This window comes from Streptomyces zaehneri, from assembly GCF_032248645.1.
Lineage (GTDB): Bacteria > Actinomycetota > Actinomycetes > Streptomycetales > Streptomycetaceae > Streptomyces > Streptomyces coriariae.
Genome location: NZ_JASTTJ010000002.1, coordinates 12,571 through 37,749, shown reverse-complemented (window position 1 = coordinate 37,749; position 25,179 = coordinate 12,571). Strand labels below are relative to the sequence as shown.

Annotated in this window: 25 protein-coding genes and 2 pseudogenes; 12 read left to right on the top strand and 15 right to left on the bottom strand. The window is 73.3% G+C overall.

Features of this window, described 5'->3' with window-relative positions; translation table 11 throughout:
* Positions 1-8: 8 nt before the first annotated feature.
* A pseudogene (locus QQM72_RS03005) lies at positions 9-911 on the bottom strand (D-alanyl-D-alanine carboxypeptidase family protein); the annotation flags it as partial.
* 88 nt (positions 912-999) lie between these two features.
* A complete protein-coding gene (rho, locus tag QQM72_RS03000) occupies positions 1,000-2,142 on the bottom strand; it encodes a transcription termination factor Rho (protein WP_314219198.1) in 1,143 nt (380 codons plus the stop codon).
* A gap of 571 nt (positions 2,143-2,713) precedes the next feature.
* On the opposite strand from rho, the gene QQM72_RS02995 reads away from it, so the two are divergent.
* Positions 2,714-3,613, top strand: coding sequence for a hypothetical protein (locus QQM72_RS02995; RefSeq protein ID WP_314219197.1), 900 nt, complete (start codon positions 2,714-2,716; stop codon positions 3,611-3,613).
* 227 nt (positions 3,614-3,840) lie between these two features.
* On the opposite strand, the gene QQM72_RS02990 is transcribed toward QQM72_RS02995, so the two are convergent.
* On the bottom strand, positions 3,841-4,248 hold the full coding sequence (locus QQM72_RS02990) for a nuclear transport factor 2 family protein (RefSeq protein WP_314219196.1): 408 nt from the start codon (positions 4,246-4,248) through the stop codon (positions 3,841-3,843).
* Between the two features lie 79 nt (positions 4,249-4,327).
* Here QQM72_RS02990 and QQM72_RS02985 point away from each other — a divergent pair, with 79 nt between their 5' ends.
* Positions 4,328-4,891, top strand: coding sequence for a PadR family transcriptional regulator (locus QQM72_RS02985; RefSeq protein WP_314219195.1), 564 nt, complete (start codon positions 4,328-4,330; stop codon positions 4,889-4,891).
* 5 nt (positions 4,892-4,896) lie between these two features.
* Positions 4,897-5,625, top strand: coding sequence for a class I SAM-dependent methyltransferase (locus QQM72_RS02980; RefSeq protein WP_314219194.1), 729 nt, complete (start codon positions 4,897-4,899; stop codon positions 5,623-5,625).
* Between the two features lie 29 nt (positions 5,626-5,654).
* Here the strand turns inward: QQM72_RS02980 and QQM72_RS02975 are convergent, their stop codons facing one another.
* From QQM72_RS02975 to QQM72_RS02945, 7 genes are all read right to left on the bottom strand, one after another.
* Positions 5,655-6,413 carry a GntR family transcriptional regulator gene (locus tag QQM72_RS02975; RefSeq protein WP_314219193.1) on the bottom strand — a complete coding sequence of 253 codons (759 nt, stop codon included), beginning with the start codon at positions 6,411-6,413 and terminating at the stop codon, positions 5,655-5,657.
* Positions 6,414-6,568: 155 nt separating this feature from the next.
* Positions 6,569-7,735, bottom strand: coding sequence for a serine hydrolase domain-containing protein (locus QQM72_RS02970; protein ID WP_314219192.1), 1,167 nt, complete (start codon positions 7,733-7,735; stop codon positions 6,569-6,571).
* 121 nt (positions 7,736-7,856) lie between these two features.
* Positions 7,857-8,261, bottom strand: a complete 405-nt coding sequence (locus QQM72_RS02965) for a nuclear transport factor 2 family protein (RefSeq protein WP_314219191.1) — start codon at positions 8,259-8,261, stop codon at positions 7,857-7,859.
* Between the two features lie 10 nt (positions 8,262-8,271).
* Complete coding sequence (locus tag QQM72_RS02960; RefSeq protein WP_314219190.1) at positions 8,272-9,240, bottom strand: acetylxylan esterase; 969 nt, start codon at positions 9,238-9,240, stop codon at positions 8,272-8,274.
* A gap of 87 nt (positions 9,241-9,327) precedes the next feature.
* A complete protein-coding gene (locus QQM72_RS02955; protein ID WP_314219638.1) occupies positions 9,328-9,915 on the bottom strand; it encodes an Rv1733c family protein in 588 nt (195 codons plus the stop codon).
* 156 nt (positions 9,916-10,071) lie between these two features.
* Positions 10,072-10,827, bottom strand: coding sequence for a ferredoxin reductase (locus QQM72_RS02950; RefSeq protein WP_314219189.1), 756 nt, complete (start codon positions 10,825-10,827; stop codon positions 10,072-10,074).
* The gene (locus QQM72_RS02945) at positions 10,820-11,425 is read right to left on the bottom strand and encodes a sulfite oxidase-like oxidoreductase (RefSeq protein WP_054240756.1); all 606 of its coding nucleotides are present in this window, start codon (positions 11,423-11,425) and stop codon (positions 10,820-10,822) included. Before QQM72_RS02945 ends, QQM72_RS02950 begins: the two co-directional genes overlap by 8 nt.
* Before the next feature lie 208 nt (positions 11,426-11,633).
* Between QQM72_RS02945 and QQM72_RS02940 the strand changes: the two genes are divergently transcribed.
* Positions 11,634-12,566 (top strand): NADP-dependent oxidoreductase, encoded by a 933-nt coding sequence (locus QQM72_RS02940; RefSeq protein ID WP_314219188.1) that lies wholly within the window; start codon positions 11,634-11,636, stop codon positions 12,564-12,566.
* Entirely contained in the window at positions 12,563-13,291 is a 729-nt protein-coding gene (locus tag QQM72_RS02935; protein WP_314219187.1) for a GNAT family N-acetyltransferase, read from the top strand. The genes QQM72_RS02940 and QQM72_RS02935 overlap by 4 nt, the downstream gene beginning before the upstream one ends.
* Positions 13,292-13,306: 15 nt before the next feature.
* Here the strand turns inward: QQM72_RS02935 and QQM72_RS02930 are convergent, their stop codons facing one another.
* Complete coding sequence (locus tag QQM72_RS02930; RefSeq protein WP_314219186.1) at positions 13,307-13,768, bottom strand: MarR family winged helix-turn-helix transcriptional regulator; 462 nt, start codon at positions 13,766-13,768, stop codon at positions 13,307-13,309.
* A gap of 209 nt (positions 13,769-13,977) precedes the next feature.
* Between QQM72_RS02930 and QQM72_RS02925 the strand changes: the two genes are divergently transcribed.
* Both QQM72_RS02925 and QQM72_RS02920 read left to right on the top strand, forming a co-directional pair.
* Positions 13,978-14,151 carry a hypothetical protein gene (locus tag QQM72_RS02925; protein ID WP_314219661.1) on the top strand — a complete coding sequence of 58 codons (174 nt, stop codon included), beginning with the start codon at positions 13,978-13,980 and terminating at the stop codon, positions 14,149-14,151.
* Between the two features lie 4 nt (positions 14,152-14,155).
* Positions 14,156-14,911 carry a putative protein N(5)-glutamine methyltransferase gene (locus tag QQM72_RS02920; protein WP_314219637.1) on the top strand — a complete coding sequence of 252 codons (756 nt, stop codon included), beginning with the start codon at positions 14,156-14,158 and terminating at the stop codon, positions 14,909-14,911.
* Here QQM72_RS02920 and QQM72_RS02915 read toward each other — a convergent pair.
* A complete protein-coding gene (locus tag QQM72_RS02915) occupies positions 14,904-15,608 on the bottom strand; it encodes a hypothetical protein (RefSeq protein ID WP_314219185.1) in 705 nt (234 codons plus the stop codon). The genes QQM72_RS02920 and QQM72_RS02915 overlap by 8 nt on opposite strands.
* 176 nt (positions 15,609-15,784) lie before the next feature.
* Complete coding sequence (locus QQM72_RS02910) at positions 15,785-17,851, bottom strand: SpoIIE family protein phosphatase (RefSeq protein ID WP_314219184.1); 2,067 nt, start codon at positions 17,849-17,851, stop codon at positions 15,785-15,787.
* Positions 17,852-18,094: 243 nt separating this feature from the next.
* On the opposite strand from QQM72_RS02910, the gene QQM72_RS02905 reads away from it, so the two are divergent.
* From QQM72_RS02905 to QQM72_RS02890, 4 genes are all read left to right on the top strand, one after another.
* Positions 18,095-19,000 (top strand): hypothetical protein, encoded by a 906-nt coding sequence (locus tag QQM72_RS02905; RefSeq protein ID WP_314219183.1) that lies wholly within the window; start codon positions 18,095-18,097, stop codon positions 18,998-19,000.
* Positions 19,001-19,134: 134 nt separating this feature from the next.
* Complete coding sequence (locus tag QQM72_RS02900) at positions 19,135-19,503, top strand: hypothetical protein (RefSeq protein ID WP_314219182.1); 369 nt, start codon at positions 19,135-19,137, stop codon at positions 19,501-19,503.
* 116 nt (positions 19,504-19,619) lie between these two features.
* Positions 19,620-21,635 carry an NADPH-dependent 2,4-dienoyl-CoA reductase gene (locus QQM72_RS02895; protein WP_314219181.1) on the top strand — a complete coding sequence of 672 codons (2,016 nt, stop codon included), beginning with the start codon at positions 19,620-19,622 and terminating at the stop codon, positions 21,633-21,635.
* 31 nt (positions 21,636-21,666) lie between these two features.
* The gene (locus tag QQM72_RS02890) at positions 21,667-22,212 is read left to right on the top strand and encodes a PadR family transcriptional regulator (protein ID WP_314219180.1); all 546 of its coding nucleotides are present in this window, start codon (positions 21,667-21,669) and stop codon (positions 22,210-22,212) included.
* Here QQM72_RS02890 and QQM72_RS02885 read toward each other — a convergent pair.
* Both QQM72_RS02885 and QQM72_RS02880 read right to left on the bottom strand, forming a co-directional pair.
* On the bottom strand, positions 22,209-22,754 hold the full coding sequence (locus QQM72_RS02885) for a hypothetical protein (protein WP_314219179.1): 546 nt from the start codon (positions 22,752-22,754) through the stop codon (positions 22,209-22,211). The two genes, QQM72_RS02890 and QQM72_RS02885, sit on opposite strands and share 4 nt — an antisense overlap.
* A gap of 291 nt (positions 22,755-23,045) precedes the next feature.
* A complete protein-coding gene (locus QQM72_RS02880; protein WP_399075744.1) occupies positions 23,046-24,026 on the bottom strand; it encodes a fibronectin type III domain-containing protein in 981 nt (326 codons plus the stop codon).
* 393 nt (positions 24,027-24,419) lie between these two features.
* Here QQM72_RS02880 and QQM72_RS02875 point away from each other — a divergent pair.
* Positions 24,420-25,115 (top strand): annotated as a pseudogene (locus tag QQM72_RS02875) (glycoside hydrolase family 75 protein); the annotation flags it as partial.
* Positions 25,116-25,179: the final 64 nt, after the last annotated feature.

The window sequence follows — 25,179 nt, the reverse complement described above, 5'->3', positions numbered from 1 at the left end:
TTCATCACCGTCACGACGAGGGTGCGTCCGCCCTGACGGGCGGCCGCGACCAGGGTGTTGCCGGCGTTGCTGGTGTAGCCGTTCTTGATCCCGATCAGCCCCGGGTACGGCTCGACACCGTCCGCCCCGGTCAGCAGCCGGTTGGTGTTGGCGATCCCGTAGGACCAGTCCCCGTCCCCGGGGAAGCTCGCCTCCGCGGTGCCGCAGTACCGCGCGAAGTCCGCGTTGCGCAGCCCCGCCCGCCCGAACACCGCCAGGTCGTACGCGGAGGACACCTGGCCCGGGGTGTCGTAGCCGTCGGGCGACAGCACATGGGTGTCCAGGGCGCCCAGGGAGCGCGCCTTGGCCTGCATCCGGGTGGCCGTGGCGTGCCAGCCGCCGCTGAGGGCGGCCAGCACGTGCACGGCGTCGTTGCCGGAGTTGAGGAACACTCCGCGCCACAGGTCGGCGACCCGGTACGTGTGTCCCGCGGCGACTCCGACGAGGCTGCTGCCGGGCCCTACGCCGCTGAGCTCCTCCTCGCTCACCCGGTGCCGGATCTCGCCGGGCAGGACCGGCAGCACCGTGAGGGCGAACAGGGTCTTGAGGGTGCTTGCCGGGGGCAGTCTGCGGTGCGCGTTCGACGCGGCGAGCACCTCACCCGTCTGCGCGTCGGAGACCAGCCAGGACAGCGCCGAGACGTCGGGGACCTCGGGGGCGCCACGGCGGGGTCTGACCTGCGTCCCGGAGCGGTAGAGGACGGACGGCCGGGGCGCCGTCGCCTGGGGGCCGCCCGGCCCACCCGGTCCCCCCGGCGTTCCGGGGTCCGCGCCGGCCGGGTCGGCGGCCGCGGCGGGGCCGAGGGCGAGGACGCCCGCCACACAGAACGCGCACGCCGTCGCAACGGCCCGGGAGGAGAATCCGATCGTCATACGATCAACGTAGGAATGAACCCGGCATTCCCCGCGCTGCCCGTGCCGGACACGGGGGTGCGTGCACTCGGATGCCGCACGCCGCGCCCTATGCGGCGGGCAGGGTCGGCTGGATGCGGCGCAGAAAGGCCATGTTGTCCGGCGTCTCGCGCATCCGCTCCAGGAGCGTCTCCAGGTTCGCCTGGCCGTCCCGGGTCTGCAGGGCCCGGCGCAGACCGCGTACGGCGGTCAACTCGCCCGGGGAGTAGAGGAGTTCCTCGCGCCGGGTGCCGGAGCCGTTGATGTCGACGGCCGGGAAGACCCGGCGGGAGGCCGGTTCGCGGTCGAGGCGGAGCTCCATGTTGCCGGTGCTCTTCAGTTCCTCGAAGTAGAAGTCGTCGGCGCGGGAGCCCGTTTCGACGAGGGCGGTGGCGAGGACGGTGAGCGAGCCGCCCTCCTCGGCCGCCCGTGCGGCGCCGAAGAACCGCTTGGGGCCGATCAGCGCGGTCGCGTCCACACCGCCGCTGAGGGTGCGGCCCCCGGCGGCGGCCGCGTTGTTGTGGGCCCGGCACAGCCGGGTGAGCGAGTCGAGGAGGATCACGACGTCCTCTCCCGCCTCGACGAGCCGCTTGGCCCGCTCGATGACGAGTTCGGCCAGCGCGATGTGCTGCCTGGGCGCCCGGTCGAACGTCGAGGCGTACACCTCGCCGCGCACGGAGCGCCGCATGTCGGTGACCTCCTCGGGCCGCTCGTCGAGCAGGACGACCATCAGCCGCGCCCCGGGATGGTTCCCGGCGACGGCGGCGGCGATCTGCTGGAGCAGCACGGTCTTGCCCGTCTTCGGCGGGGCGACGATCAGTCCGCGCTGGCCCTTGCCGATCGGCGCGACGAGATCCGTGACCCGCCCGGCGAGGCCGGCCGCCGGATGTTCCAGGCGGAGCCGCTCGTGCGGGTGGACGGGTGTGAGGTCGCGGAAGTGACGACGGGTGCGCAGTTCCTCGGGCTCACGGCCGTTGACGCGGGCGACCTCGGTGAGGGCGCGCTGGGTACCGCGCACCCCTTCGACGAGGTCGCCCCTGCGCAGTCCGTGACGGCGGATCAGCGCGGCCGGGACCTGGAGGTCGGCGGATGTGGGCAGGCAGTCGACGGGGCGCAGGTGCCCCTTCCCGCCGGCGTCGATGTCGAGGACACCGGCGGCGACCCGGGCCGGGGGCTGCTGCTGTACAGGGGGGTGTTCGAGAGTGGTGGTCATGGTGGTCGGTCCTTTCGAGGACGCAAGGCATGAGACATGCGAAGAGGGGGGAGCAGCCGCGAAGGGAGGGCGCACGGCGCGCCTCGGGCGGCGGGAACAGCACCTCGGCCACGGCGGTACACAACCGTCGGTGAGGTGGTGCGGGAAAGCCGCTGTACCGGTCGGAAACGACGGGTGATGCGGCGAACTGCGGATAACTCGCACCGGCGCCCACAAGCGGGGCGTACACAAGTGCTACCGGCACTCTAGCACGCCGGTCGGTCCCGATGGCGTCAACGCGCCCATGGCGACGGTTGTTCCCCATGGCGCGGCAACCTCCCGCAGGGCGACGTGGAGGTGCTGTGCGGCCCCGTGGCGAGCATGTCGTCCGGCGCCGCCGGCCTGGCCGGTGGCGCGACCGGCCTGGTGCGTGCGTTCGGCTGGTCCGCAGGGGGAGCCGGACCGACGGCGCGAACAGGAGGGGCCGGGTGAAAGTCCCGGCCTCATCCGGGTTCCATCGCAGATGTCCCCGGAGGGTAACGATCCGTAACAGTAGGGGACTTGACCTCTATTTCTGCATTATCTTCACGTCATGTCCACGCCGCCTCAGCCCCCGCAGCAGCCGGAGCAGCCGTCCGACGCGCCGGCCCAGCCGAGCGCGTACCCCTATCCGCATCCGCAGTCGCCGGCCCCCGGCGGGCCGTTGGGTTTCCCGCCGGCGGCGCCCGCGACCCAGGCCGGCCGGCCGAGCGTCTATGCCCAGCCGACCCTGGTCGGGCAGCCCGCGCAGCCCCAGCCGGTCAATCCGTACCTCCAGCAGGGTCCGTACCCCGTGGTCGGCCCGCCGCCGGGAAGCGGCGGCGGTGGCGGTGGCGCGGGGAAAGCCGTCCTGTGGGGCGCCGTCGGAGCGGTGCTGGCGTCCGCGGCCTGGGCGGCCGGCGTCTTCCTGATCGGCGCCGAGGACGACCCGGACCTGCGCGGATACTCGGCGCCCTCGAACCTGTGCAACTCCACGGACTACTCGTCCTTCAAGGAGGAGTACCCGGACAACGACACCTCCCCGACGCACAACAGCCTCAAGGACGACGCCCTCGACGAGGGCCTGTGCAGCATCAGCCTGAAGAAGACCACGTCCAGCTACGCGGACGCCTACCTCTACTCCCAGCTGGACCTGCACAAGAAGACCGATCCCGGACCGGAGTTCACCGCGGCCTGGAAGAACTACGCGGACAGCCACACGGGTTACGACGTGGAAGCCGTCACGGGCATAGGCGACGAGGCCTATCTCGTCAGCAACGACACCACGTCCGGGTCGTCGAGCGGATCCCTCTACGCCACGCTCGCCGTGCGGGACGGCTGGGTGACGTACACGATGAGTTACAGCGCCTACTACTCCTCGTACGACGACGACAAGGACCCGCCGACGCTCGAAGAGGTCACCGGCTACCTGAAGACGGACACCAGGACGACCCTGGAGGATCTCGGGGGCTGAGGCCCGGCCAGGGCAGGTCGCACCGCACGGCGGCCGGCACGCGGGCATGCGCCTCAGCGGCCGGCCTCCGGCGCGTCCAGCGCGTACACACCGGGTTCGCGGCCGCCATCGGCGGGTCTCGAAGGCGCTGCGCGGCAGGAGGGTGCCCTGGCCGTCGGCGGGCCGCCGACGGCCCTCACGGCGGGTGCGGCCTGTGCGGGAGCCCTCCCCCTCGCGGTGGCCTGACGTCAGGAGGCGGAGGCCGACCGGGCCTCCGCCTCCTTCAGGATCTGGTCGAACCGGGCCCCCATCGCCGCCGCGAGAGCCTGGGCGCCCGACAACGGGCGGACCATGACCGTGAGTTCGTCGATGAGCCCCTCCTCGTTCAGGTGGATGAAGTCGCAGCCGGTCAGCTCACGCTCGCCCACCCGGGCCCGGAACACCAGCGCGTGGTCACGCCCGTCGCCCCCGTCGAGCTCCCGCTCGTAGCGGAAGTCCTCGAAGACCCGCGTCACCGCCCGCAGGATCGACGCGGTGATCGCCTTGCCCGGGTACGGCTTGAACACGACCGGGCTGGTGAACACCACGTCCTCGGCCAGCAGCGCCTCGACGGCGTCGAGATCGCCGGCCTCGACCGCCTCGCGGAACGCGCGCATCGGATCACCTCATCGCGTGATTGGTAAATTTGTTGAGTAGGTGTCGATGACAATAATCGCCTCCTGCTACCGTGTCCATATGTCCCTCAAGTACGCCGTCCTGGCCGCCCTCCTGGAAGGCGAGGCCTCGGGCTACGAACTGTCGAAGGTCTTCGACGTCTCCCTCGCGAACTTCTGGCCCTCCACCCCGCAGCAGCTCTACCGCGAACTGGAGCGCCTCGCGCGGGACGGCCTGATCGAGGCACGCGTGGTGCAGCAGGAACGCCGGCCGAACAAGAGGATGTTCACCCTCACCGACGCGGGCCGCGCGGACCTGGACGCCTTCGCCGCCACCCCGCCGCGGCGGCCCACCGCCGTCCGCGACGAACTCCTCATCAGGATCCAGGCGATGGACGGCGTGGACCCCGAGGTGACCCGCGCGCTGGTCGAGGAGCGCAGGAGCTGGTCCCGCGCCAAACTCGACCGCTACCTGCGGGTGCGTGACCGCCTCCTGGACGGACGCACCGAGGACGCGTACCTGACCGAGGCCGACCGGATCGGCCCCTATCTGACGTTGATGGCCGGCATCGGCTTCGAGGAGACGAACCTGGCCTGGTGCGAACGCGCTCTGCTGCTCCTGAAGCGGCGGACGGCCGTAGGCTGACGCGGATGTTCAGTCCCGAAGGCCCCACCCTGCGCGAACTCGCCGTCCAGGCCCTGTCGTCCGTCGAGCACGGCTACGACCTCCTCGCGCCGAAGTTCGACCACACGCCCTTCCGCACCCCGGACGCCGTCCTGGACGCGGTCGCCTCGGCCCTGAAGGACTCCGGCCCGTACGAGGACGGCCTCGACCTGTGCTGTGGCACGGGCGCGGGGGCCGAGGTCCTGGCGTCGGTGTGCCGGGGGAGTGTGACGGGCGTCGACTTCAGCGCCGGCATGCTGGCACAGGCGCGCCGGCGCACCCGTCAGGCGGGCCCCCGGGTGTCCTGGGTGCGCGCGGACGCCCGCGCCCTGCCGTTCGACGCCGCCTTCGACCTCGTCGTCAGCTTCGGCGCGTTCGGGCACTTCCTGCCCCGCGAGCTGCCGGGCCTGTTCGCCGGGGTGCGGACCGCGCTGCGCCCTGGGGGATGCTTCGCGTTCCCCGTCCTGGCCCCGCCGAGGCGCTCCTCACCGGCTTTCTGGATGCTCCTCGGCTTCGACGCCGTGATGCGGGTCCGCAACGCCCTGTGGCGGCCGCCGTTCGTGATGTACTACCGCGCCTTCCGGCTCGCTGACGTGCGGCGCGAACTGGAGCGCGCCGGGTTCCGGGTGGACCTCCGCGCCCTGCCCGAGTTCGGGACGAGGGGCGACGGAAGCCCACGGGTGCGCATGGTCGAGGCGCGCCGGACGGACCGCTGAGACGGTACGCGGAGCCGGTCCGGACGGGATCAGCCTGCCGCGGGCAGCGTGAAGGCGTAGACCAGCGCCTCCCGCCGGGTGTCCACCACCAGGTCGGTGATCTCCAGGGGACGCGCGTACTGGTCGTGCACGCGCCGGGTGACCCGCATCGACGGGTCGTCGTCGAGATGCGTGATGCAGTCCCGGTGGTGCAGCGTCAGTCCGGCCCGCCGCATCCAGTCGTAGGCCCGCCGGAGCTCGGGGGAGGCGCTCGAGTCGGCGCGGTCGCGGTAACGGGCCAGTTCCTCCACCTCCGCCAGGGCGACCGCGGAGAAGGACGTGACGGCCGTACGCAGACCGCGTCCGTCGGCGCGGGCGGACTCGTAGCGGTGCACCAGCGTCGGCCGGTGCGGGGCGAGTCCGAGCGCCTCGGCGTGTGCGGGCGGGGGCGTCTCCCAGCTGACGGCGGCGCGGGCCACCGCCGACGCGTCGTCCGCGGGCCGCGCGCCCACGGGAAAGGCGAGGAACGACGGGGTGCCGAGCGACCCGGCCGGCAGGGCTGCGTGACTGCCCCGCCGGTCGGTCTCGACCAGCCCGTCGCTCCGCAGGACCTCCAGGGCCTGCCGTACGGTCTGCCTGCTGACGCCGAAGTGTCCGGCCAACTGCCTTTCGGCAGGCAGCCGTTCGCCGGGCGCGATGGTGCCCTCGCGCAGCTCGCCGAGCAGCCGCGTGGCGATCCGCCGGTACAGCGGCCCTTCGTCGGGGTGTGGGTGGACATGAGGGGTGGTGGGGGTGGTGCTGCGGGCCATGCCGCGCGCCTCCTGTGGGTGACGTGCCGTGGTCGTGCGGACTCGGTGCGCCACCAGATCTAGCATTGGTCTAAACCAGCAGGGAAGGGCGGGCCGCCCGATCGGCCGAAACCGGACCGCCCCGCGTCTTCCGGGCGCTCGTGCCGCGCCGCCGCTCAGAGCGCGCTGTACAGGGCGTCCACCAACGCCGTCTTCCGCGGGTCGTCGGCTATGTGCGGCCCCATGCGGTTCATCACGTACCCCAGCGACACCCCCGCCTCCGGGTCCGCGAGCCCGCACGAGCCGCCGAAGCCGTCGTGTCCGAAAGCGCGCGGGTTCGGTCCGTACGACCCGTTCGGACCGCTGAGCCACAGCCCGAGCCCGATCTCCGTCTCGTGCGCGAACCCCGCCCCCAGCACCAGGTCCCGGCAGGCGCCCTGTCCCTCGCGCACCCGCTCGGCGGCCTCGGGGGAGAGGACGCGACGCCCGCCGTACGCGCCCCGGCCCGCGAAGATCCCGTAGAGCGCGGCCACCGCCCGCGCCGTGCCGTGGCCGTTCGCCGCCGGGATCTCCGCTGCCCGCCAGCGCGGCGAGTTGGCCTCGCTCGCGCCCGCCACCGGATTGGTCAGGGCGGCGACGGCCGCCGGTGTCAACTGGCTGAAGATCGCGGCCTGTTCGCTGGCCGAGGCGACCGGCGGATGCACCAGCTCGGCCGCCCGCCCGGCTTCCTTCTCCGGCAGCCCGATCGTGAAGTCGACGCCCAGCGGACCGGTCACCTCCCGCTCGAGGAAGGCCCCCGGCAGCAGCCCCGACACCCGTCGCACCACCTCCCCGACCAGGAAGCCATAGGTGAGCGCGTGATAGCCGGACCGGGTGCCCGGCTCCCACCAGGGCTCCGTGGCCGCGAGGCGGGCGGTGGTGAGCTCCCAGTCGTAGAGCTGATCGAGGGAGTGCGGCTCGCGCAGCCCGGACAGACCCGCCCGGTGGGACAGCAGATGCCGGACCAGGACACGCTCCTTGCCCGCCGCGCCGAACTCCGGCCAGTACGCGGCCACTGGAGCGTCGAGGTCGAGCAGCCCCCGGTCGGCGAGGATGTGCGCGCACAGCGCGGTCGGGCCCTTCGACGTGGACCACACGTTGACCACGGTGTCCCGCTCCCACGCGCGCGTGCCGGCCGCGTCGGCCAGGCCGCCCCACAGGTCGGCCACCACCGCGCCGTCGACCGTGACGCTCACCGCGGCGCCCAGCTCGCCCCGGTCCCGGAAGTTCTCCTCGAAGGCCGCGCGGACCGCCGCGAACCGTGGGTCGCAGTGGCCGTGGATCTGTGGCACGTGCTCGGACATGAGGCCTCCGTGGTCCGCCGGAACCCCGGGCCGCTACGGCGCGACCCGGGCTCCCCGAACGTACCGACTGGTCGGACTGGAGGGAAGTGCGCCCGAACAGGTCCTGGATCACAGTCCTGGATCACAGCAGAAAGGTGCGTCCCGTCGGCTCCTGGTGGCCCTCCGCCGTGTGCCAGTAGTCCCGTGACTCGACCACCAGCCCGGCCTCGTCGAACCGGACGAAGACACAGCCGGCCAGCGTGCCGGCCGCCCCGTCCTCCTCGGCCAGCACCCGGAACTCCGTCACCGCGACCCGGTCCGCGCCCACGAGCGGGGGCGAGAACCGCACGTCGGTCACCCGTTCCGCCGCGAACGACCAGCGCAGATAGGCCTCCAGCTCGGCCCGCCCCCGGTGCGGCGCGCGGAACGGCATCGACCGGTGGACGCACGTCTCGGCGTACAGCTCCAGCAGTGCCGCCACGTCGTGCGACGCCCAGGCCCGCTCCCACACCCTCGTGAACCGCCCGGCGGCGGCATGTGTGTCCATACGCCGGCCGTCAGGCGTACGACCGCAGCCAGCGCAGCTTGGCCGCCTCCTGGTAAGGGCCGCCGCCCTCATGGTCGTTGAAGTCGTACACCTCGATCTCCTTCTCCTCGTGCGCCCAGGCGTTGAAGGCGGCGAACACCGTCGACGGCGGGCAGGTCTGGTCCTCCAGGGCCGCCGAGAACAGCGCGGGAGCCGAACCCCGCGACGCGAAGTGCACCCCGTCGAAGTACGCCAGGGTGCTCAGGACGTCCTTCGAGCGGCCACGGTGCGTCTTGAGGAACAGGCCTATCTCGCGGTACGGGTGACGGTCCGTCAGGACCGCCGCGCGAGGGAAGTCGCACAGGAACGGCACGTCCGGGGCGATGCCCGCGAGATCCGGTACCAGGCCGCCCACGGCGATCGTGATGCCGCCGCCCTGGCTCCCGCCGATCGCCACGGTCCGTGCCGCGTCGGTCAGCGGGTGGGAGCGGGCCGCCTCGACCGCGCGCACCGCGTCCGTGAACACCCGGCGGTAGTAGTAGTTCTCCGGTGCGTCGATGCCCCGCGTCATGAAACCGGGGTACGAGGGAGCACCGCCGACCGGGTCCGCGGTGCCGCCGCCACCGCCCCAGGCGCTGCCCTGGCCGCGGGTGTCCATGATGAAGTGCGCGCGGCCCGTCGACGCCCACAGCAGATGCTCGTGCGGCAGCCCGCGTCCACCGCCGTAGCCGACGAACTCCACGACCAGCGGCAGCGGTTCCTGCGTCCCGGCGGGCAGCGTCAGCCAGCCCTTGACGGGGTGCCCGCCGAACCCGGCGAAGGTCACGTCGTACACCTGCACCGTGGTCAGGCCCGTGTCGACCGGCTCGAAGCGGGCGTCCAGGTCGTGCTCGCGGGCCTCCTGGAGGGTCTTGGACCAGAACGCGTCGAAGTCCTCGGGCTCGGTGGACGCGCTGCGGTAGCTGCGGAGCTCGTCGTCGGCCAGGTCGAACAGGGGCATGAAGGACCGCCTTTTGTTAAGTGCCCATACGAATGATCACACCGTACGTGGGCACCGTGAGGCCTCGCCAGACCCTGGTCAGGAGCTTCAGGCGGGCCTGCGGCGGGTCCACTGGGGTTCCGTGCGGGCCCACTCCCGCTCCCACTCGCCCAGCCGGTGCCGCATCGCCACCCGGCGGATCACCGCGTGCCCGAACAGCACCACCACGGCCGCACCTCCGGCCGCGCACGCGCCCATGGTGAGGGTGTGCTGCCACACCATGGTGTCGTTCGGCGGCGGTGCGACGTTGCGGCCCCGCGTGTCGAACCAGACGTCCACCATCTCGCCCGCGCGCGTGCCCGCCGGAACCCGTGCGGTGGCCGTCCGCGCGGGCTCACCCGGCGGATTCCACCGCACGGCCACCGTGGACATCTGCTGTCGGACGCCCTCCACCGAGGGCAGGACCTCGGGAGGGTGGCCGACGACCTCGGCCCGGACCCGGTGGCGTTCGGCCCGCAGCCGGTCCGCGACCGCCTGGGCATCGGCATGGCCCCACTGGCCGGCCAGCGCCCCGGCCAGCGGCACGGCGACCAGCAACAGCACGGCGACGAACAGCGCCGTCCACGCCTCCACCACGTCGGACCGGCGTCGCAGCGGGTTCTCCCGCCGGCGCCAGCCACGCACCCGGTCTCGCATGTCGACCTCCTCGCCGTCACGCGTACGAGTGCCCACATGAGCGTCATACCCCGTTCGGAGTACATCGTTTCACGCATCGTTCACGTCGGCCCCTCGGCAGCCGGGGAAGAGGGGGACGAGCGGGGCGGGAGCGGCCCGGTGGGGCGGCCGGGCGGGTCAGCCGAAGCGTTCGATCCGGATGCGGTCGACCGGCTGCCCCGCCTGGACCAGCAGCCGCGAGGCATGCTCGGCGAACGCGTTGGAGCCGCACACGTACGCCTCCCAGCCGCCCGCCGGCTCCTCGGCGAGCAGCGGGGCGAGGTGACGTGCCGAGAGCCGCCCCACGGGCATGCCCTCCGGCGCGCCGCGCGTGAACACGGGCGTCGTCTCGGCGCCGTACTCCCGCGCGTAGATCAGCTCTTCGGGCCCGCGCGCGGACACCAGCAGCCGCAGCGGTACGTCGAGGCCGCGCAGCCGGTGGTGGCGGACCATCGACATCAGCGGGACGACCCCGGAACCGGCGCCGATCAGCAGCGCGGGCCGGTCGCCCGGCCAGGCGAAGAAGCCGCTGAGCGGACCCCGCACCTGGACCTCGTCACCCGGCTCCGCCCTGGTGTGGAACCAGCCCGAGACCTCGCCGCCGTCCACATGGTCCAGGGTCAGCTCGACGTGCCCGTCGTCGTCGGGCGCCGAGGCGATCGAATAGTGGCGCTGGGCGGTGTAGCCGTCGTCGGCGGTCAGCCGCAGCATCAGGTGCTGGCCGGGCAGGTGCCCCGCCCAGGCCGGCACCGCGAACCGGAAGGTGGCCGCGTGCGGGGTCTCACGGCGGACCTCGGTCAGCGTCGCCGTCTGCCACAGGGCCGCGGCCCGGTTGCTCACGGCGATCCGGCCCGGCACCGCGAACCGGGTCGGGGGAGTGAAGGTCTCAGTCACCGGCGTACCTCTGCTCCTCCCACGGGTTGCCCCGCGCGTGATAGCCGTTCTGCTCCCAGAAGCCCGGCTCGTCGTGGTCGAGGAGCCGCAGGCCCGCGATCCACTTGGCGCTCTTCCAGAAGTACAGGTGCGGCACCAGCAGCCGCGCCGGACCGCCGTGCTCGGCCGCGAGGGGCTTCCCGTCGTACTCCCAGGCGATCCACGCCCGGCCGCCGGTCAGGTCGGACAGGGGCAGGTTGGTGGTGTAGCCGGTGTGCGAGTACGCGACGGCGTGGGTCGCGGACGCGTCGGGCCGGACGGCCGCCAGGAACGCGTCCAGGGACACGCCCCCGAACCGCACCCCGAACTTGGACCAGCTGGTCACACAGTGGATGTCACCCTCGTACGCGGACTCCGGCAGCGCGTGCGCCTCGTCCCAGTCCCAGGTGCGGGGCGCCGCCACCAGCCCGTCGACACGGAAGGTCCACTCCGCGGGCGCGAGGTCGGGCGTGACCTCGGCGGACAGCACGGGCCAGTCGTCGCCCGCGTCGTACTGGCCGGGAGGCAGCCCCGGACGGTGGGCACGGGGGCGGCCGGTGAAGCCTCGGGTGACGTTCATGCGGTTCCAGCGGGACGACGGCGGATGTTCACGCAGTCAACCGTACGTGCATGTCAGCCGTGCTCCGCACCCGGTCCGCCCACCGATCATTAAGCCCGTATGAACAGTCCCGCCAGGGGGGAATAGCCGCCTGGCCCCGGCTCTTGCACGTGTCGTTCCGGATCCAGCGGTCCAGCGGTCCGGTGCCAGCGAAGGAGAGTGGGAGCAGATGCCGAAGGCGTACGTCTTCACCCGGTACGGCGGCCCGGAGACCGAGGCCCTCGTCGACCTGGACCGCCCCCGGCCCGGGCCCGGCGAGGTGCTCGTCGAGGTGCGCGCGGCGGGTGTGAACCCCGTCGACTGGAAACAGCGCACGGGGTACCGGCGCCCCGGCGAGAGCGGCGAGCGCGTGTTCCCCGCGGTCCTGGGCAACGAGGTGGCCGGCGTCGTCGTGGAGAGCGGCGAGTCGGTCATCGGGTTCGCGCCCGGCGACGAGGTGTTCGGCACCGCGGTCGCGGGCGGCTACGCCGAGTACGCGCTGCTGGCCGCCGGCATCACCGCGCACAAGCCCGCCGGGCTGTCGTTCACCGACGCCGCGACCCTTCCCGTGGCCGCGGCGACCGCGTACGACGGTGTGCGTCAGCTCGACCTGCCGGCCGGGGCGACCCTGCTGGTCACCGGCGCGGGCGGCGGCGTCGGCGTCGCCGTCGCGCAGATCGCCCGCGCCCGCGGGCTGCGTGTCGTGGGCGTCGCGAGCGAGGGCAAGAAGGACCTCCTCGAGTCGCTGGGCGCCGTGCACGTGCCGTCCGGCCCGGGCTGGGCGGCAGCGGTGCGCCTGACCGCGCCGGACGGTGTCGACGGCGTCTACGACCTCGTCGGCGGCGAGGTGCTGCACGAGGCGGCCGGCCTGGTGCGCGACCGCACCCGGCTGATCACCGCCGGAGCCCCGGCCGAGGAGGTCGAGCGGCTGGGCGGCGCCCGGGTGGCCCGCGCCCGCGACACGGCCGTGCTGCGGGCGGTGGCGGACCTGGTCGTGCGCGGCGAACTGAACCCGCATGTCACCCTGACGTTCCCGCTGGAGCGGGCGGGCGAGGCACTGCGCGAGGTCGAGAACGGCCACGCCCGGGGCAAGGTCGTCCTGGAGATCGGAGCGGACGCATGAGCGCCGTCGAGCCCCCGCACGTCCTCGACAACCCCGCCCTCGCCTCCCTCACCGGCCCGCACGCCCACTTCGCCGAGCGCCGGGGCCGGGTGCTGCGCTACCCCGTCGACGTGTCGCCCTGGCTGGCGCTGCCGGACGAGCCGGACGCGGCCGACTGGGCGGATCTCGCGGCGCTCGCCGGTCCCGGCGCGGAGGTCCCGCTGCCGGGGTTCCGCGGGGAGCTCCCGGCCGGGTGGGAGCTCACCCTCCAGATCGAGGGCGTGCAGTTCGTCGACGACGGGCTGGCCGCCGCACCCGAACCCGAGGCGGTCCGGCTCGGTCCCGCCGACGTGCCCGAGATCCTCGACCTGATCGCCCGCACCCAGCCGGGGCCGTTCGAGGCCCGGACCATCGAACTCGGCACCTACCTGGGCATACGACGGGACGGAGCGCTGATCGCGCTGGCCGGTGAGCGCCTGCATCCACCGGGCTGGACCGAGATCAGCGCGGTCTGCACCGACCCCGCCTTCCGGGGCGAGGGCCTGGCGACCCGGTTGATCCTGGCCGTCGCCCACGGCATCCGCGAACGTGGTGAGACGCCCTTCCTGCACACCAGCGCCGGCAACACGAACGCCATCCGCCTCTACGAGTCCCTGGGCTTCCGGCTGCGCCGCAGAACGGCGTTCCTGGCGGCACGGGTGCCGGAGCGGCTGGGGGAGGGGCGTGAGCCGGTCCCGGCGGCGTAGCGGGCCGGCCGGGGGTCACGGGGCCGCCGGGGGAGGCAGGTCGCTCCCGGCGGCGGGCCCGCGCCACGCGTTGTAGCGCACCAGGTACTCCGCGAACCGCTCCAGGTCCGCCTCCGGCCACTGCGCCAGCCTTTCCCGGAAGGCCGTACGGCGGCTCTCGGTGACCTGGGCGAGGATGCGGCGGCCCGTGTCGGTGAGGTGCAGGACCTGCACGCGGTGGTCCTCGGGGTCCCGGCGCCGCTCGATCAGGGCGGCGCGCTCCAGGACGCCCACCTGGCGGCTGACCGTGGACTTGTCCAGGGCGTAGTGCGCGGCGAGGTCGGTGGCCCGGCAGCCGCCGCTCTCCTCCAGGTGGCCGAGGAGCGTGTAGGACACCAGCGACAGTTCGGGGTGCAGCCGGCCCGCCGAGGCACGGGCCCGCCGGGCGAAGCTCGTCATCTCCCGCTGGATGGTCTCCACGGCCTCGGGTACTTCCACCGGTCCTCCCTCGCTCACCTTGTTGCATAGTACAACTCAGGTGGCGGGGGCTCCCGTGCCCGCAACGTCGTCCGATCTCTGGGGTAGGGTGGTCGTCCGGCTGCGGAGGTTCCCAGTCGCGCGTGACCGAGGAGGTGAGACCCATTACCGCAGTGTCAGGTCGGGTGCTCTCCTCCCGTGACAGCGTGGATCGCCGCCGGTAGGCGACCGTGAGAGCGCCCTTCGGCTTCCGAAAGGCTTCTCGGCTTCATGCCCCCTCGTTCTCCCGCCTCTTCGTCCTCGCCCGCTTCTCCCCCTCCGCGTTCTTCTCGGACTTCTGGTTCCGCTCCTTCCTCTCCCGCCGGTTCCTCGCCTTCCCCGGCCTCCCCTTCGGCGTCGCGTGACGTCCTGGTGGCCGTGCTGCGGGGTGCCGGGTGCGTGTTCGCCGAGGACGAGGCGGAGTTGATCCTCACCGCGGCCCGCACGCCCGACGAGGCCTCGGCCATGGCGGCCCGCCGCGCGGCGGGCCTGCCCCTCGAACACGTCGTCGGCTGGGCCGAGTTCCACGGTCTGCGGATCACCGTCGAGCCGGGCGTCTTCGTGCCCCGCCGCCGCACCGAGTTCCTCGTCGACCAGGCCCTCGCCGCGGTGCCGCACGCCCGCGTCGTCGTCGACCTGTGCTGCGGCTCGGGCGCGGTCGGCGCCGCCCTCGCCGCCTCCCTCGGACAAGTCGAGCTGCACGCCGCGGACATCGACGCGGCGGCGGTGAGCTGCGCCCGGCGCAACCTCGCCGGGCACGGCGGACACGCTTACGTCGGCGACCTGTTCGCGGCGCTTCCCGGACAACTGCGCGGCCGCATAGACATCCTGGCCGCGAACGTGCCCTACGTCCCCACCGGCGAGGTCCCTCTGCTGCCCGCGGAGGCCCGCGACCACGAGCCGCTCACCGCCCTCGACGGCGGCGGTGACGGGCTGGACGTGCTGCGCAGGGTCGCCGCCGAGGCGCCGCTGTGGCTCGCCCCCGGCGGCTGTCTCCTCGTCGAGACCAGCGAGCGCCAGGCCCCGGCCGCCGTCGAGGCGTTCACCCGCAGCGGTCTGACGGTGCGTCTGGCCGAGGACGAGGAGCTGTACGCCCACGTGGTCGTCGGCACCAGGGTCAGGTAGCGGCTCCGCTGCCCGTGGGGCCGGGGGAGCGGTCGTCCCCGCGGTTCCACGGGCCGTGCCCCGGGGAGTCGTCGTGCCGGTCGCCGGGGCCGTGCGCGCCCGGGCCGCGTTCGTCGAGTGTGCCGGACAGGACGCGGTCGGCGGTGTCGGTGTCACCGGAACGGGAGCCGACGACGAGGACGGTGTCGCCCTTCTTCAACGCGTCGGCCCCGGAGCCGGAGGCGCCGTCGGCGGACACGGTCGTGTCCGCACCCACCGTCCACGTCCACGAGACGCCGTCCTCGCTCCTGACGGTGACCCGGTCGTCGGCCACCTTCGTCACGGTGCCCCGCTGCCAGACACGGACGACCCGGTCACCGGTGTCGTGGTCCTTGACGGTCGCCTCCCCGTGCGCGGCGTCCCCGCCCAGGCCGAACCACGGGCCGCCGTGGCCGTGCCGTCCACCGGGCCCCTCGGAGGAGGACGCGGACGGAGCCGCGGACGGCGAGCCGCCACCGGAGTCTCCCGAGGCCGCCGCGTACGCGACGGTGCCGCCGAGCGCCAGGACGGCGACGGTGGTCGCCGCGATCACCGCCCGGCCGCGGGCCGACCGGCGCCGCCACAACGCGCGCAGGTCCGTACGGTCCCGTTCCCCGTCGACCGGTCCCGAGAGCAGTTCGGCCTCTTGCGGCCCTTCGGGCCTGTCCGGCTCCTGCATCACGGCTCACTCTCCTCAAGTCGTGTCCGCAAAGTCCTGCCCTGCGGGCAGACGGCGCTACTGTGCGGACCCGACCGGCCACGACGGCGGCACCACTGCCACGCCTCACTGTGATTGTCCGAGGTGTCCGGTAAGGAAGCGATAACGAAAGCCTGTGAATCGGACGGCGGCGCCGCTCACTCCCCGCCCCGCGCCCGCGCCACCAGCAGAGCCACGTCGTCGTGGTTGTCGGGGTGGTGCAACGAGCTCAGCAGCAGGTCGCACACCTCCTCCAGCGGCCGCGCGGGATCGTCGAGCAGGGCCAGCAGCGCCTCCAGACGTTCGTCGAGGGAGTGCGTGCGGGTCTCGACCAGGCCGTCGGTGTACAGCACGAGCTGGTCACCGGGGGCGAAGTCGACGTCGGTCGTGGAGAACGGCACCCCGCCCACGCCCAGCGGCGCGCCCGTGGGCAGGTCGAGCAGCTCCGGCGGACGGCTCGGGCGGATGTGCACCGGCGGCAGATGGCCGGCGTTGGCGATCCGGCATCTCCCCAGCCGGGGATCGTGGACGGCGTACACGCAGGTGGCGATGGAGTGGTCCAGGCCCTGGGTGATCCGGTCCAGGTGTTCCAGGAGGACCGCCGGGTCGAGGTCGAGGGAGGCCAGCGTGGTCGTCGCGGTGCGCAGCCGGCCCATCGTGGCGGCGGCGTCGATACCGCTGCCCATCACGTCACCGACGACGAGCGCCGTCTTGCCGTCCGGGAGCGGGATGACGTCGAACCAGTCGCCGCCGACCTCGGTGGTGGCGCCCGCGGGCTGGTAGCGGGAGGCGACCTCGAGGCCGCCCGTGACGGGTGGATGGCTCGGCAGCAGGCTGCGCTGGAGGGTGAGCGCGGTGGTGCGGGCGCTCTGGTACCAGCGGGCGTTGTCGATCTGGACGGCCGCCCGGGCCGCCAGCTCGCGCGCGAGCAGCAGGTCGTCGTTGTCGAACGGCAGGGGGTTGCGGGTCCGTTTGAGGTCGAGGGCGCCCAGTACCTCGCCCCGCGCGATGAGCGGCACGGCCAGATAGGAGTGCACACCGGCCCGCGCCAGCAGGGCGGCCGCCTCGGGGGAGTGGGCGATGCGCCCGAGGTCCTCGTCCTTGACCTGGGCCACCATGACCGGTCGCCCGGAGCGTACGCACTCGGTGACGAGCCGGTCGGGCGCGTAGCGGGCCACCTGACCGGGCTGGTCGGCGGCCCGCAGGGCGTCGGGCTCGTCGGCGCCGCACACCGCGAGGGCGCGGATGACGGCCGACTCGGCGGGCCCGAGGCTGGTGCGGCGGCCCTTCATCACCGCGTCGAGCAGATCCACCGCGGCCACGTCCGCCAGTTCCGGCACGGCCACGTCGGCCAGTTCGAAGGCGGTGCGCTCCAGGTCCAGGGTGGTGCCGATGCGGGCGGAGGCGTCCGCGATCAGCGCCAGCCGGCGGCGGGCCGCCTCGGCCTCGACGGCGGCCCGGTGCCGGTCGGTGACGTCGACGACCGAGACGGCCACGCCCAGCACGGTGCCGCGGGCGTCCTCCAGGCGGTAAAGGGAGAGCGACCAGACGTGGTCCTCGTCCGGATCGGCGGGGGTGCGGCCGACCGTGGACCGGTCGACGAGCGGCTTCCCGGTCCGCAGCACCTGGCGCGCCGCCCCCTCCAGCGCCTCCGCGTCCAGCCGGGGCAGCACCTCGTGCACGGTCCGGCCGAGGTGGTCCGCGGCGGGAACGCCGTTGATCCGCTCCAGCGCCGGGTTGACCGAGACGTACCGCAGTTCGGTGTCCAGGACGGCGAGGCCGTTGGGGGACTGCGCGACCATCCGCGTCGACAGCGCCAGGTCCCGTTCCAGCCGGCGCACCGTCGTCCGGTCGGTGGCGAGACCCAGGGCGTAGACGTCGCCCCGGTCGTCCATGAGGCGCATGTTGCGGAACTCCACCAACCGGGTGGTGCCGTCCTTGCGCCGGATCGGGAACGCCCCCGCCCAGCTCTCGCCGGTGGCCATGACGTCGGCGAACAGCTGCACGACCAGGTCGACGTGCCGTTCGTGGACCATCACGTGGGCCGCGTACCGCCCCAGCGCCTCATGGGCCGAGTACCCGAACAACTCCTCGGCCTGGGGGCTCCACAGGGCGATGCGCCCCTGGGTGTCGAGCACCACAGAGGCCACGTTGAGCACGTCCAGCAGGCCGCTGGGCCCGGTCGGGCCACCGCCCTCAGCCGCGGACGATCCGGCTCCGTTCATGCCCCGCACCGCCTCCGCATGTCGACGCGGCACGCCGTCCCCCGTGCCGACTCCCCTGTTCTACCGTGCTCAACCCTTTTCTCCCACGCCGTGGGCGCCGTTCTTCATGCTCCTCCAGTACGGCATCGCGCGCCGTTCTCCTCAAGGCCCGCACGTGTCCATGGAATTGGTCTGTACATGACCATCCTGCCGGGCCAGACTGTCCGCCGAGCGCGCCCCACCCCCCACTCGACGAGGAGTCCCATGCCCCTGCGTCCTGCCCGCCGCCGTCGCACCACGACCGGCACCGCCCGCACCGCCGCCCGCACCGCGTCCCTGGCGCTGGCCGTGGCGACGGCCGCCGTCCTCTCCGCGGCCCCGCCCGCCGCGGCCGCCGACACCTGGACCGAGGTCGGCTCCGACCGGGCCGACCCGCTGACCGAGAGCCAGGGCCTGGCGTCGGTCGAGGTCCCGGCGGGCAGCGCCAACCGCTACACCGGCATCGGCACCATCCCCTTCTCCGTCTCCACCCGGGGCTGGAACCACGTCGGCGACCCCGACGCCTCCTACGACGGCTACTACGTCGAGCCGTACCAGAGCGACTCGAACAACGCGAAGATGTACCGCGTGCAGGCGCCGGGCGGCGGCTGGTCGGAGTACGTCCACGCACTCGGCTCCGGTGAGGCCCTGAACAACTCCTGGGCGGCGATCACCCCCGACAGCCGGTGGATGCTGTCCGGCGAGTGGGGCACCATGACCCGGTTCCTCGTCTTCCCGACCCCGGGCGCCAACCCCGCCACCTCGCCCTCCGCGAACCTGCCGCAGGTGTCGACAGTCCGCCTCGACCATGCGGTGCGCGATGTCCAGGGCTGCGACTTCACCGGCCCGACCACCCTGCTGTGCGCCTCGGACGACCCGGCGGGCACCCTCTTCGGCATCACCAAGCCCCTCCTCCAGATCGACCTGTCCGCCGAACCGAACGGCACCTCCGACGTCACCGGCCATGTCACCGCCCTGCGTCAGCTTCCGCTGCGCAGCTCCTGCTCGGGCACGTTCGAGGCCGAGGGCATCGACTACGACCGCCGTTCCGGCACCCTGCGGGTGATCGTGGTCTCGCCCGGGTTCTGCGTGCTGACCGACAGCAAGACCTACCGCTTCACCCGGAGCTGACCGGGGTCCGGCCGGGGCTCCGGCGCCCCTCCTGTCGCTGGTCCCACTCGGAAAGTGGTGCTTTTCTGGGGATGTGGCGCGGTTCGCGGGGAACCCGCACCTCCGCGTCACATCCCACGAGAGGAGCGATCACGATGGATCGCGAACGACCGCACGAGGAGTCCGTCTCCGTCGAGATCAGCGGATGCAGCAAGGAGGACGCCCGGATCGTGTTCGACATGCTCGGCGAGTGCTTCGAGTCGGACCGCGGCAGCGACGAGGTGCCGCAACAGCTGCACGAGACCCGTCCGATGGTGTGGCTCGGCACCTTCGAGGTGACCGAGGCGCACGACTGCGCCCGGCCGGCCCGGCTCTCGTCCTCCGTGGAGGCCGACGCGCAGGGCAGTTACTGGGCGATCGAGCGGCTCCGCTCGACGCTGGACTCGGTCTTCGCGGTGCGCGACCTCTCCTCGGCCTCCGGGGACCAGGAGCGCGAGCTGCACGTCCTGCTGGAGAGCCGGTGAGACGGCGACGGCGGTGACCTGCGGCACATGATGCCGATCCCGTTGTGCAACTAGTTGCACAACCCGTGCGCGGTCCTCTAGAACTGTGGGGAAGACACCGCGCACGGAAGGCTGTCATGAGCCGTTACCCGCACCTGCTGAGCCCGCTCGACCTGGGCTTCACCACGCTGCCCAACCGCGTCCTGATGGGCTCGATGCACGTCGGCCTCGAGGAGGCCGAGCGCGGCTTCGAGCGCATGGCCGCGTTCTACGCCGCCCGGGCACGCGGCGGAGTGGGCCTCATCGTCACCGGCGGCATCGCCCCCAACGACGAGGGCCGGCCCTACGAGGGGGGCGCGAAGCTCACCACGCAGGCGGAGGCCGAGCAGCACCGGGCGATCACCGAGGCCGTGCACCGCGAGGGCGGCCGCATCGCGATGCAGATCCTGCACTTCGGCCGGTACGCCTATCACCAGGACCTGGTCGCCCCCAGCCCGCTCCAGGCGCCGATCAGCCCCTTCCCGCCCCGCGAGCTGACCGACGCCGATGTCGAGCGCACGATCGACGACTACGTCCGCGCCGCGCGCCTCGCCCGGCAGGCCGGTTACGACGGCGTCGAGATCATGGGCTCCGAGGGCTACCTCATCAACGAGTTCATCGCCGCCCCGACCAACCACCGCACCGACCGCTGGGGCGGCTCGTACGAGAACCGGATGCGCTTCCCCGTCGAGATCGTGCGGCGGGTGCGCGAGGCGGTCGGCGAGGACTTCATCGTCGTCTACCGGCTGTCCATGCTGGACCTGGTGCCCGGCGGCTCGACCCTGGACGAGGTCGTCACCCTCGCGAAGGCCGTCGAGGCGGCCGGCGCCACCATCATCAACACCGGCATCGGCTGGCACGAGGCACGCATTCCCACCATCGCCACCTCCGTGCCGCGCGGCGCCTACACCTGGGTGACGAAGAAGCTCATGGGCGCGGTCTCCGTCCCGCTCGTCACCACCAACCGCATCAACACCCCCGAACTCGCCGAGGAACTGCTCGCCGACGGCTGCGCGGACATGGTGTCGATGGCCCGCCCGATGCTCGCCGACCCCGAGTTCGTGGCCAAGGCCGCGGCCGGCCGCCCCGAGGCCATCAACACCTGCATCGGCTGCAACCAGGCCTGCCTCGACCACACCTTCGGCGGAAAGATCACCTCCTGCCTGGTCAATCCGCGCGCCTGCCACGAGACCGAGCTGATCCTCGCCCCGACCCGGCTGCGCAAGCGGGTCGCGGTGGTGGGCGCCGGCCCGGCGGGCCTGGCCTGCGCCGTGAGCGCCGCCGAACGCGGCCATGACGTCACCCTCTTCGACGCGGCGAGCGAGATCGGCGGCCAGCTCAACGTGGCCCGCAAGGTCCCCGGCAAGCAGGAGTTCGACGAGACGCTGCGCTACTTCCGCCACCAGCTCGACGCGCACGGCGTGGACGTACGGCTCGACACACACGTCGGCGCGGAGGACCTGGCCGACTACGACGAGGTCGTCGTCGCCACCGGCGTCAGCCCCCGCACCCCCGACATCCCCGGCGTCGACCACCCGAGCGTCGTCGGCTATCTCGACGTCCTGCGCGACGGCGCCCCCGTCGGCGACCGCGTCGCGATCCTCGGCGCGGGCGGCATCGGTTTCGACGTCGCCGAGTTCCTCACCGACGGCGGCGACAAGGCGAGCGAGGACCCGGCGGTCTACTTCCGCCAGTGGGGCGTCGACATGGACTACCAGGGCCCCGGCGGTCTCACCGCCCCCGAGCGTCCGGCCCCGCCGCGCACCGTCCACCTCCTCCAGCGCAAGACCGGCAAGGTCGGCGCGGGCCTCGGCAAGACGACCGGCTGGATCCACCGCACCGAGCTCAAGCACCGGGGCGTCACGATGGTTCCCGGGGTGCGCTACGACCGGATCGACGACGCCGGGCTGCACCTCACCGTCGGCGAGCGGAGCACGCTCCTGGAGGTCGACACCATCGTGCTGTGCACGGGGCAGGACCCGCGCCGGGACCTGTACGAGGCGCTGGTCGCCGACGGCGTGAAGGCGCATCTCATCGGGGGCGCCGACGTCGCCGCCGAACTGGACGCCAAGCGCGCCGTCCAGCAGGGCACGGAACTGGCGGCGGCGCTGTAGGACCTGGCCGGCGCCTCCCTAGGATGACCGCATGTCACTCCCGCACGCGATCCTCACCGCCCTGCTCGAGAGGCCCTCGTCGGGGCTGGATCTGACCCGCCGGTTCGACCGGTCGATCGGATACTTCTGGTCGGCCACGCACCAGCAGATCTATCGCGAGCTGGGAAAACTGGAGTCCGAGGGGCGCATCAGGGCCCTGCCGGCCCAGGCGCCGGCCCGCGGGCAGAAGAAGGCCTACGAGGTGCTGCCCGCGGGACGCGCCGAACTCGCCCGGTGGACGGCGGCCGCCCAGGACCCGAAGCCGCACCGCGACGCCATGCTGCTGCGGCTGCGCGCCGCGGCGGTCGTCGGCACCGCGGGCCTCGAGGCCGACCTGCGCCGCCATCTCGAACTGCACCGGCGCCAGTTGGCCGAGTACGAGGAGATCGAGAAGCGCGACTTCCCGCCCGGCGACGACAGCGCGCAGGCCAGGCTCCAGCACCTGGTCCTGCGCGCGGGCATCGAACTGGAGACCTTCTGGACGCAGTGGCTCACCGAGGCCGTCGAGGAACTGCCGGTGGTGGGGGAGGAGCCCTAGAGCCGGTACGGCTTCGAGCGGCGGCGCAGGAACCAGGCCGCCGCGATGATGCCCGTCCCCACCAGCGCCCCGCCCACCCCCATGGCGACGGGGCCGAAGTCGCGGGCCGCGCCGCCGAGGCCTCCCATCACGCCCCGCGAGGGCGTGGGCGTCACCGTGACCCTCGGCGAGGCCGTGGCCGGGGACGAGACGATCACCGACTGGGTGCCCGCGGTGCTGCCGTTGGAGCACATGACGACCACGGTGTACGTGCCCGGGGAGACGCCGGACCAGGCCGCGGACTGGCCGGCGGCCGTCCCGGACAGGGCGACCTGGCGCCCCTGGGCGAAACTCGCCTGGGCGCTGCCGAGCAGCGCCGCCGTGCCCCAGCTGCCGTTGATCTGGGTGCAGGCGCTGGTCACGACCGACACCGTGGAGCCGGTCGTGCTCACGGAGATGCCCGAAGCGCGGGCCACGGCCGGCTGGGCGGTGAGGGCGAGCGGCAGAGCGGCGGCGGCTGCGACGGTCAGCCCTGAGCGGACGAGGAAACGGGAAGTGCGCATCGGATGTCCTCCGGCGGCGGCACGGTTGGCGGTACATCCCTTGCGCCGCCGAAGGTCGGGTACGCCCGTGCTGCCTCACGGGAAGCCAACGCGCCCCGGTCCCGCCCCGCATGCGGACGGCCACCGCCCAGGTGACGGATTCCCTCGGACGGCCCATGCGGACCGCTCTCCCGGCACGGTGGCGACCGGAGGCCCGAGGGTGCCCCGACGCTTCCCCGGCCGATGCCTGTCGTGGCGCGACCCGCGGCGCGGCGGTCCGCCCGACGGGCGGCGTACCGCCGGTCCGGCCGTTCACCGCCGCGCGCCCGTCGTCACCGTCCGCTCCGCCGAGAACGCGCCCCATGTGCCGTCCGGCAGTCGGGCCCGCAGCCGCACCCGGTGTCCGGCCCCTGCCTCCCGCCCCACGTAGAAGCTGTACGTCGCCCTTCCCTTCGGCGGGGTCCCGCCCCACACCAGAGAGGTGGCCGGCCGCCCGTCGAGCTGGATCTGGTACTCCGTGACCACCCCGTCCACCCGGGGCGGCACCCATGACAGGTCGAGGTAGTACGACCCGTCGGCGAGGTGGGCGCTCGCCCGGAAGCCGGCCGGCGCGGTCTCCGCCCCCTCGTCGTCACCCGGCGCGGTGGTCAGGCGTAGGGGCGCACCGGCGGGCGAGACGTTGTCGGCCGCGTCCCGGGCCCGGACGGTGAACGAGTAGCCCGCGCCGGGGCGCAGTCCCGTGACGACCGTCGCCGTCTGGCCCCCGCCGACGCTGTGGATCCGCACGCCGCCCTGGTAGACGTCGTAGGACACCACCTTCCGGTCGTCCGTGGCCGGCGTCCAGGACAGCTGGACGGCCCGGCTTCCGGCCGCCCGGCCGGTCACCGCGCCGGGCGGGGTCGGGGGCGAGCGGTCCGCGGCGGTGGCCGCCGGTGTGGTGGCGCGCACCTCCCGGCTGCGCGGACCGAGCCGTCCGTCGCCGTCGCGGGCCCGCACGGTGAAGACGTACGTGGTCGACGGCGCGAGGCGGACGACGTCCAGCATGTGCGCGGAGCCGGGCACCTCCCGGATCTTCTCGGAACCGCGGTACACCTCGTAGGCGCTGACCGCGGGGTCCGCGGCGACGGCGTTCCACATGACGTGCACGCTCGTCGCGCTCCCGGCCTGCGCGGTGACCCCGGTCGGGGCGCCCGGCGCCCGCCCGTCGTTCCGGCCCCCGCCCCCGCCCGCGCACCCGCAGCACAGGGCCGTCACCAGGCCGCACTCCACGACCCACAGCACAACGCGTCGCACGGCTTCGCCTCCCGGCCCGGCACGGCGGCAATGGTCCGGACCAATATGGCGCGGTGGTGCGCACACATCAAGAGGGCGGATCGACGGCGCCGCCGTCGGCGACCGCTTCCGGAGGTTACGTATGCTGAAGTTCCTCCCGGCGTGAACTCACTCTGCGCGCTCATGAGTTCAAGCCGGTGGCGCGGACCGCTGTCGTCGCTGATCCCGCGCCGGCGAAGTGGCCCGGGGCCCGGAGCGGAAACGGTGTCCGGGCCCCCGGCCCTCTGTCGCCCCGTCGGACTGCCCGAGGATGCTCCTCGTGCTCCGTACGGCCCCCTCGGGTTGGCCCCGGGGCGCGATCGACACCAGATTGTTCCGGGTGTCCGTCAATGCCCCCACGAGAGGCTCCGTATCGTGCGCGTCCAGTCGCTGACGCTGGCCGCGGCCGGCCTTGCCCTGCTGGCCCCGACCACCTCACCCGTCGCCCCGCATCCGTCCTCGGGCGCCCCCGGGGCCTCGGCGCCCCGGCGGGAAGGCGCGATCCGCGCCGCCGACCTGCTGGCCCGGGTCCACGACTGCGCCCCCGTCTCGCGCGGCCGCTACCGCCCGGACGAGGGCGCGCCGGCCACCGTCGCGGTCTGCGGCACCGACGAGGCGGTGTTCTGGACGGCCGACATGGACATCGACTGCGACGGCCGCCCGGGCCCCGAGTGCAACAGCCGCACCGACCCGCTGTTCTCCGACACGACGGCCTATCAGCAGTCCGACGGCCGCTATCTGAGCGCCGAGACACTGCCCTACATCGTGGTGCCCGGGGTGAGCGCCCTCTGGGACCACCGTGACCACGGGGTGCGCGGGGGCTCGGTCGCGGCCGTCGTCTACAAGGACCGGGTCCAGTACGCGGTCGTCGGCGACACGGGACCGAGCGGGATCATCGGCGAGGCGTCCTACGCCACCGCCAAGGCGCTGGGCATCCGCCCCGACCCGCGCGGCGGCGGCACCCCCTCCGGCGTCACGTACATCGTCTTCAAGGACTCCCGGGCGACCCCCATCGAGAACCACGCTGCGGCGGTGGAGGTGGGGGAGCGGCTGGCACGGCTCTTCGTACGCGCCACGAAGGAACAGCCCCGTCCGCCCGAGGGGGAAACGGACGAATGGGCTCCGGGCGGCCTCA

Bases quoted from the DNA above. Each gene is read 5' to 3' on its own strand.
- rho (WP_314219198.1), bottom strand. From the start codon at position 2,142: ATGACCACCACTCTCGAACACCCCCCTGTACAGCAGCAGCCCCCGGCC.
- QQM72_RS02995 (WP_314219197.1), top strand. From the start codon at position 2,714: ATGTCCACGCCGCCTCAGCCCCCGCAGCAGCCGGAGCAGCCGTCCGAC.
- QQM72_RS02990 (WP_314219196.1), bottom strand. From the start codon at position 4,248: ATGCGCGCGTTCCGCGAGGCGGTCGAGGCCGGCGATCTCGACGCCGTC.
- QQM72_RS02985 (WP_314219195.1), top strand. From the start codon at position 4,328: ATGTCCCTCAAGTACGCCGTCCTGGCCGCCCTCCTGGAAGGCGAGGCC.
- QQM72_RS02980 (WP_314219194.1), top strand. From the start codon at position 4,897: ATGTTCAGTCCCGAAGGCCCCACCCTGCGCGAACTCGCCGTCCAGGCC.
- QQM72_RS02975 (WP_314219193.1), bottom strand. From the start codon at position 6,413: ATGGCCCGCAGCACCACCCCCACCACCCCTCATGTCCACCCACACCCC.
- QQM72_RS02970 (WP_314219192.1), bottom strand. From the start codon at position 7,735: ATGTCCGAGCACGTGCCACAGATCCACGGCCACTGCGACCCACGGTTC.
- QQM72_RS02965 (WP_314219191.1), bottom strand. From the start codon at position 8,261: ATGGACACACATGCCGCCGCCGGGCGGTTCACGAGGGTGTGGGAGCGG.
- QQM72_RS02960 (WP_314219190.1), bottom strand. From the start codon at position 9,240: ATGCCCCTGTTCGACCTGGCCGACGACGAGCTCCGCAGCTACCGCAGC.
- QQM72_RS02955 (WP_314219638.1), bottom strand. From the start codon at position 9,915: ATGCGAGACCGGGTGCGTGGCTGGCGCCGGCGGGAGAACCCGCTGCGA.
- QQM72_RS02945 (WP_054240756.1), bottom strand. From the start codon at position 11,425: ATGAACGTCACCCGAGGCTTCACCGGCCGCCCCCGTGCCCACCGTCCG.
- QQM72_RS02940 (WP_314219188.1), top strand. From the start codon at position 11,634: ATGCCGAAGGCGTACGTCTTCACCCGGTACGGCGGCCCGGAGACCGAG.
- QQM72_RS02935 (WP_314219187.1), top strand. From the start codon at position 12,563: ATGAGCGCCGTCGAGCCCCCGCACGTCCTCGACAACCCCGCCCTCGCC.
- QQM72_RS02915 (WP_314219185.1), bottom strand. From the start codon at position 15,608: ATGCAGGAGCCGGACAGGCCCGAAGGGCCGCAAGAGGCCGAACTGCTC.
- QQM72_RS02910 (WP_314219184.1), bottom strand. From the start codon at position 17,851: ATGAACGGAGCCGGATCGTCCGCGGCTGAGGGCGGTGGCCCGACCGGG.
- QQM72_RS02905 (WP_314219183.1), top strand. From the start codon at position 18,095: ATGCCCCTGCGTCCTGCCCGCCGCCGTCGCACCACGACCGGCACCGCC.
- QQM72_RS02900 (WP_314219182.1), top strand. From the start codon at position 19,135: ATGGATCGCGAACGACCGCACGAGGAGTCCGTCTCCGTCGAGATCAGC.
- QQM72_RS02895 (WP_314219181.1), top strand. From the start codon at position 19,620: ATGAGCCGTTACCCGCACCTGCTGAGCCCGCTCGACCTGGGCTTCACC.
- QQM72_RS02890 (WP_314219180.1), top strand. From the start codon at position 21,667: ATGTCACTCCCGCACGCGATCCTCACCGCCCTGCTCGAGAGGCCCTCG.
- QQM72_RS02885 (WP_314219179.1), bottom strand. From the start codon at position 22,754: ATGCGCACTTCCCGTTTCCTCGTCCGCTCAGGGCTGACCGTCGCAGCC.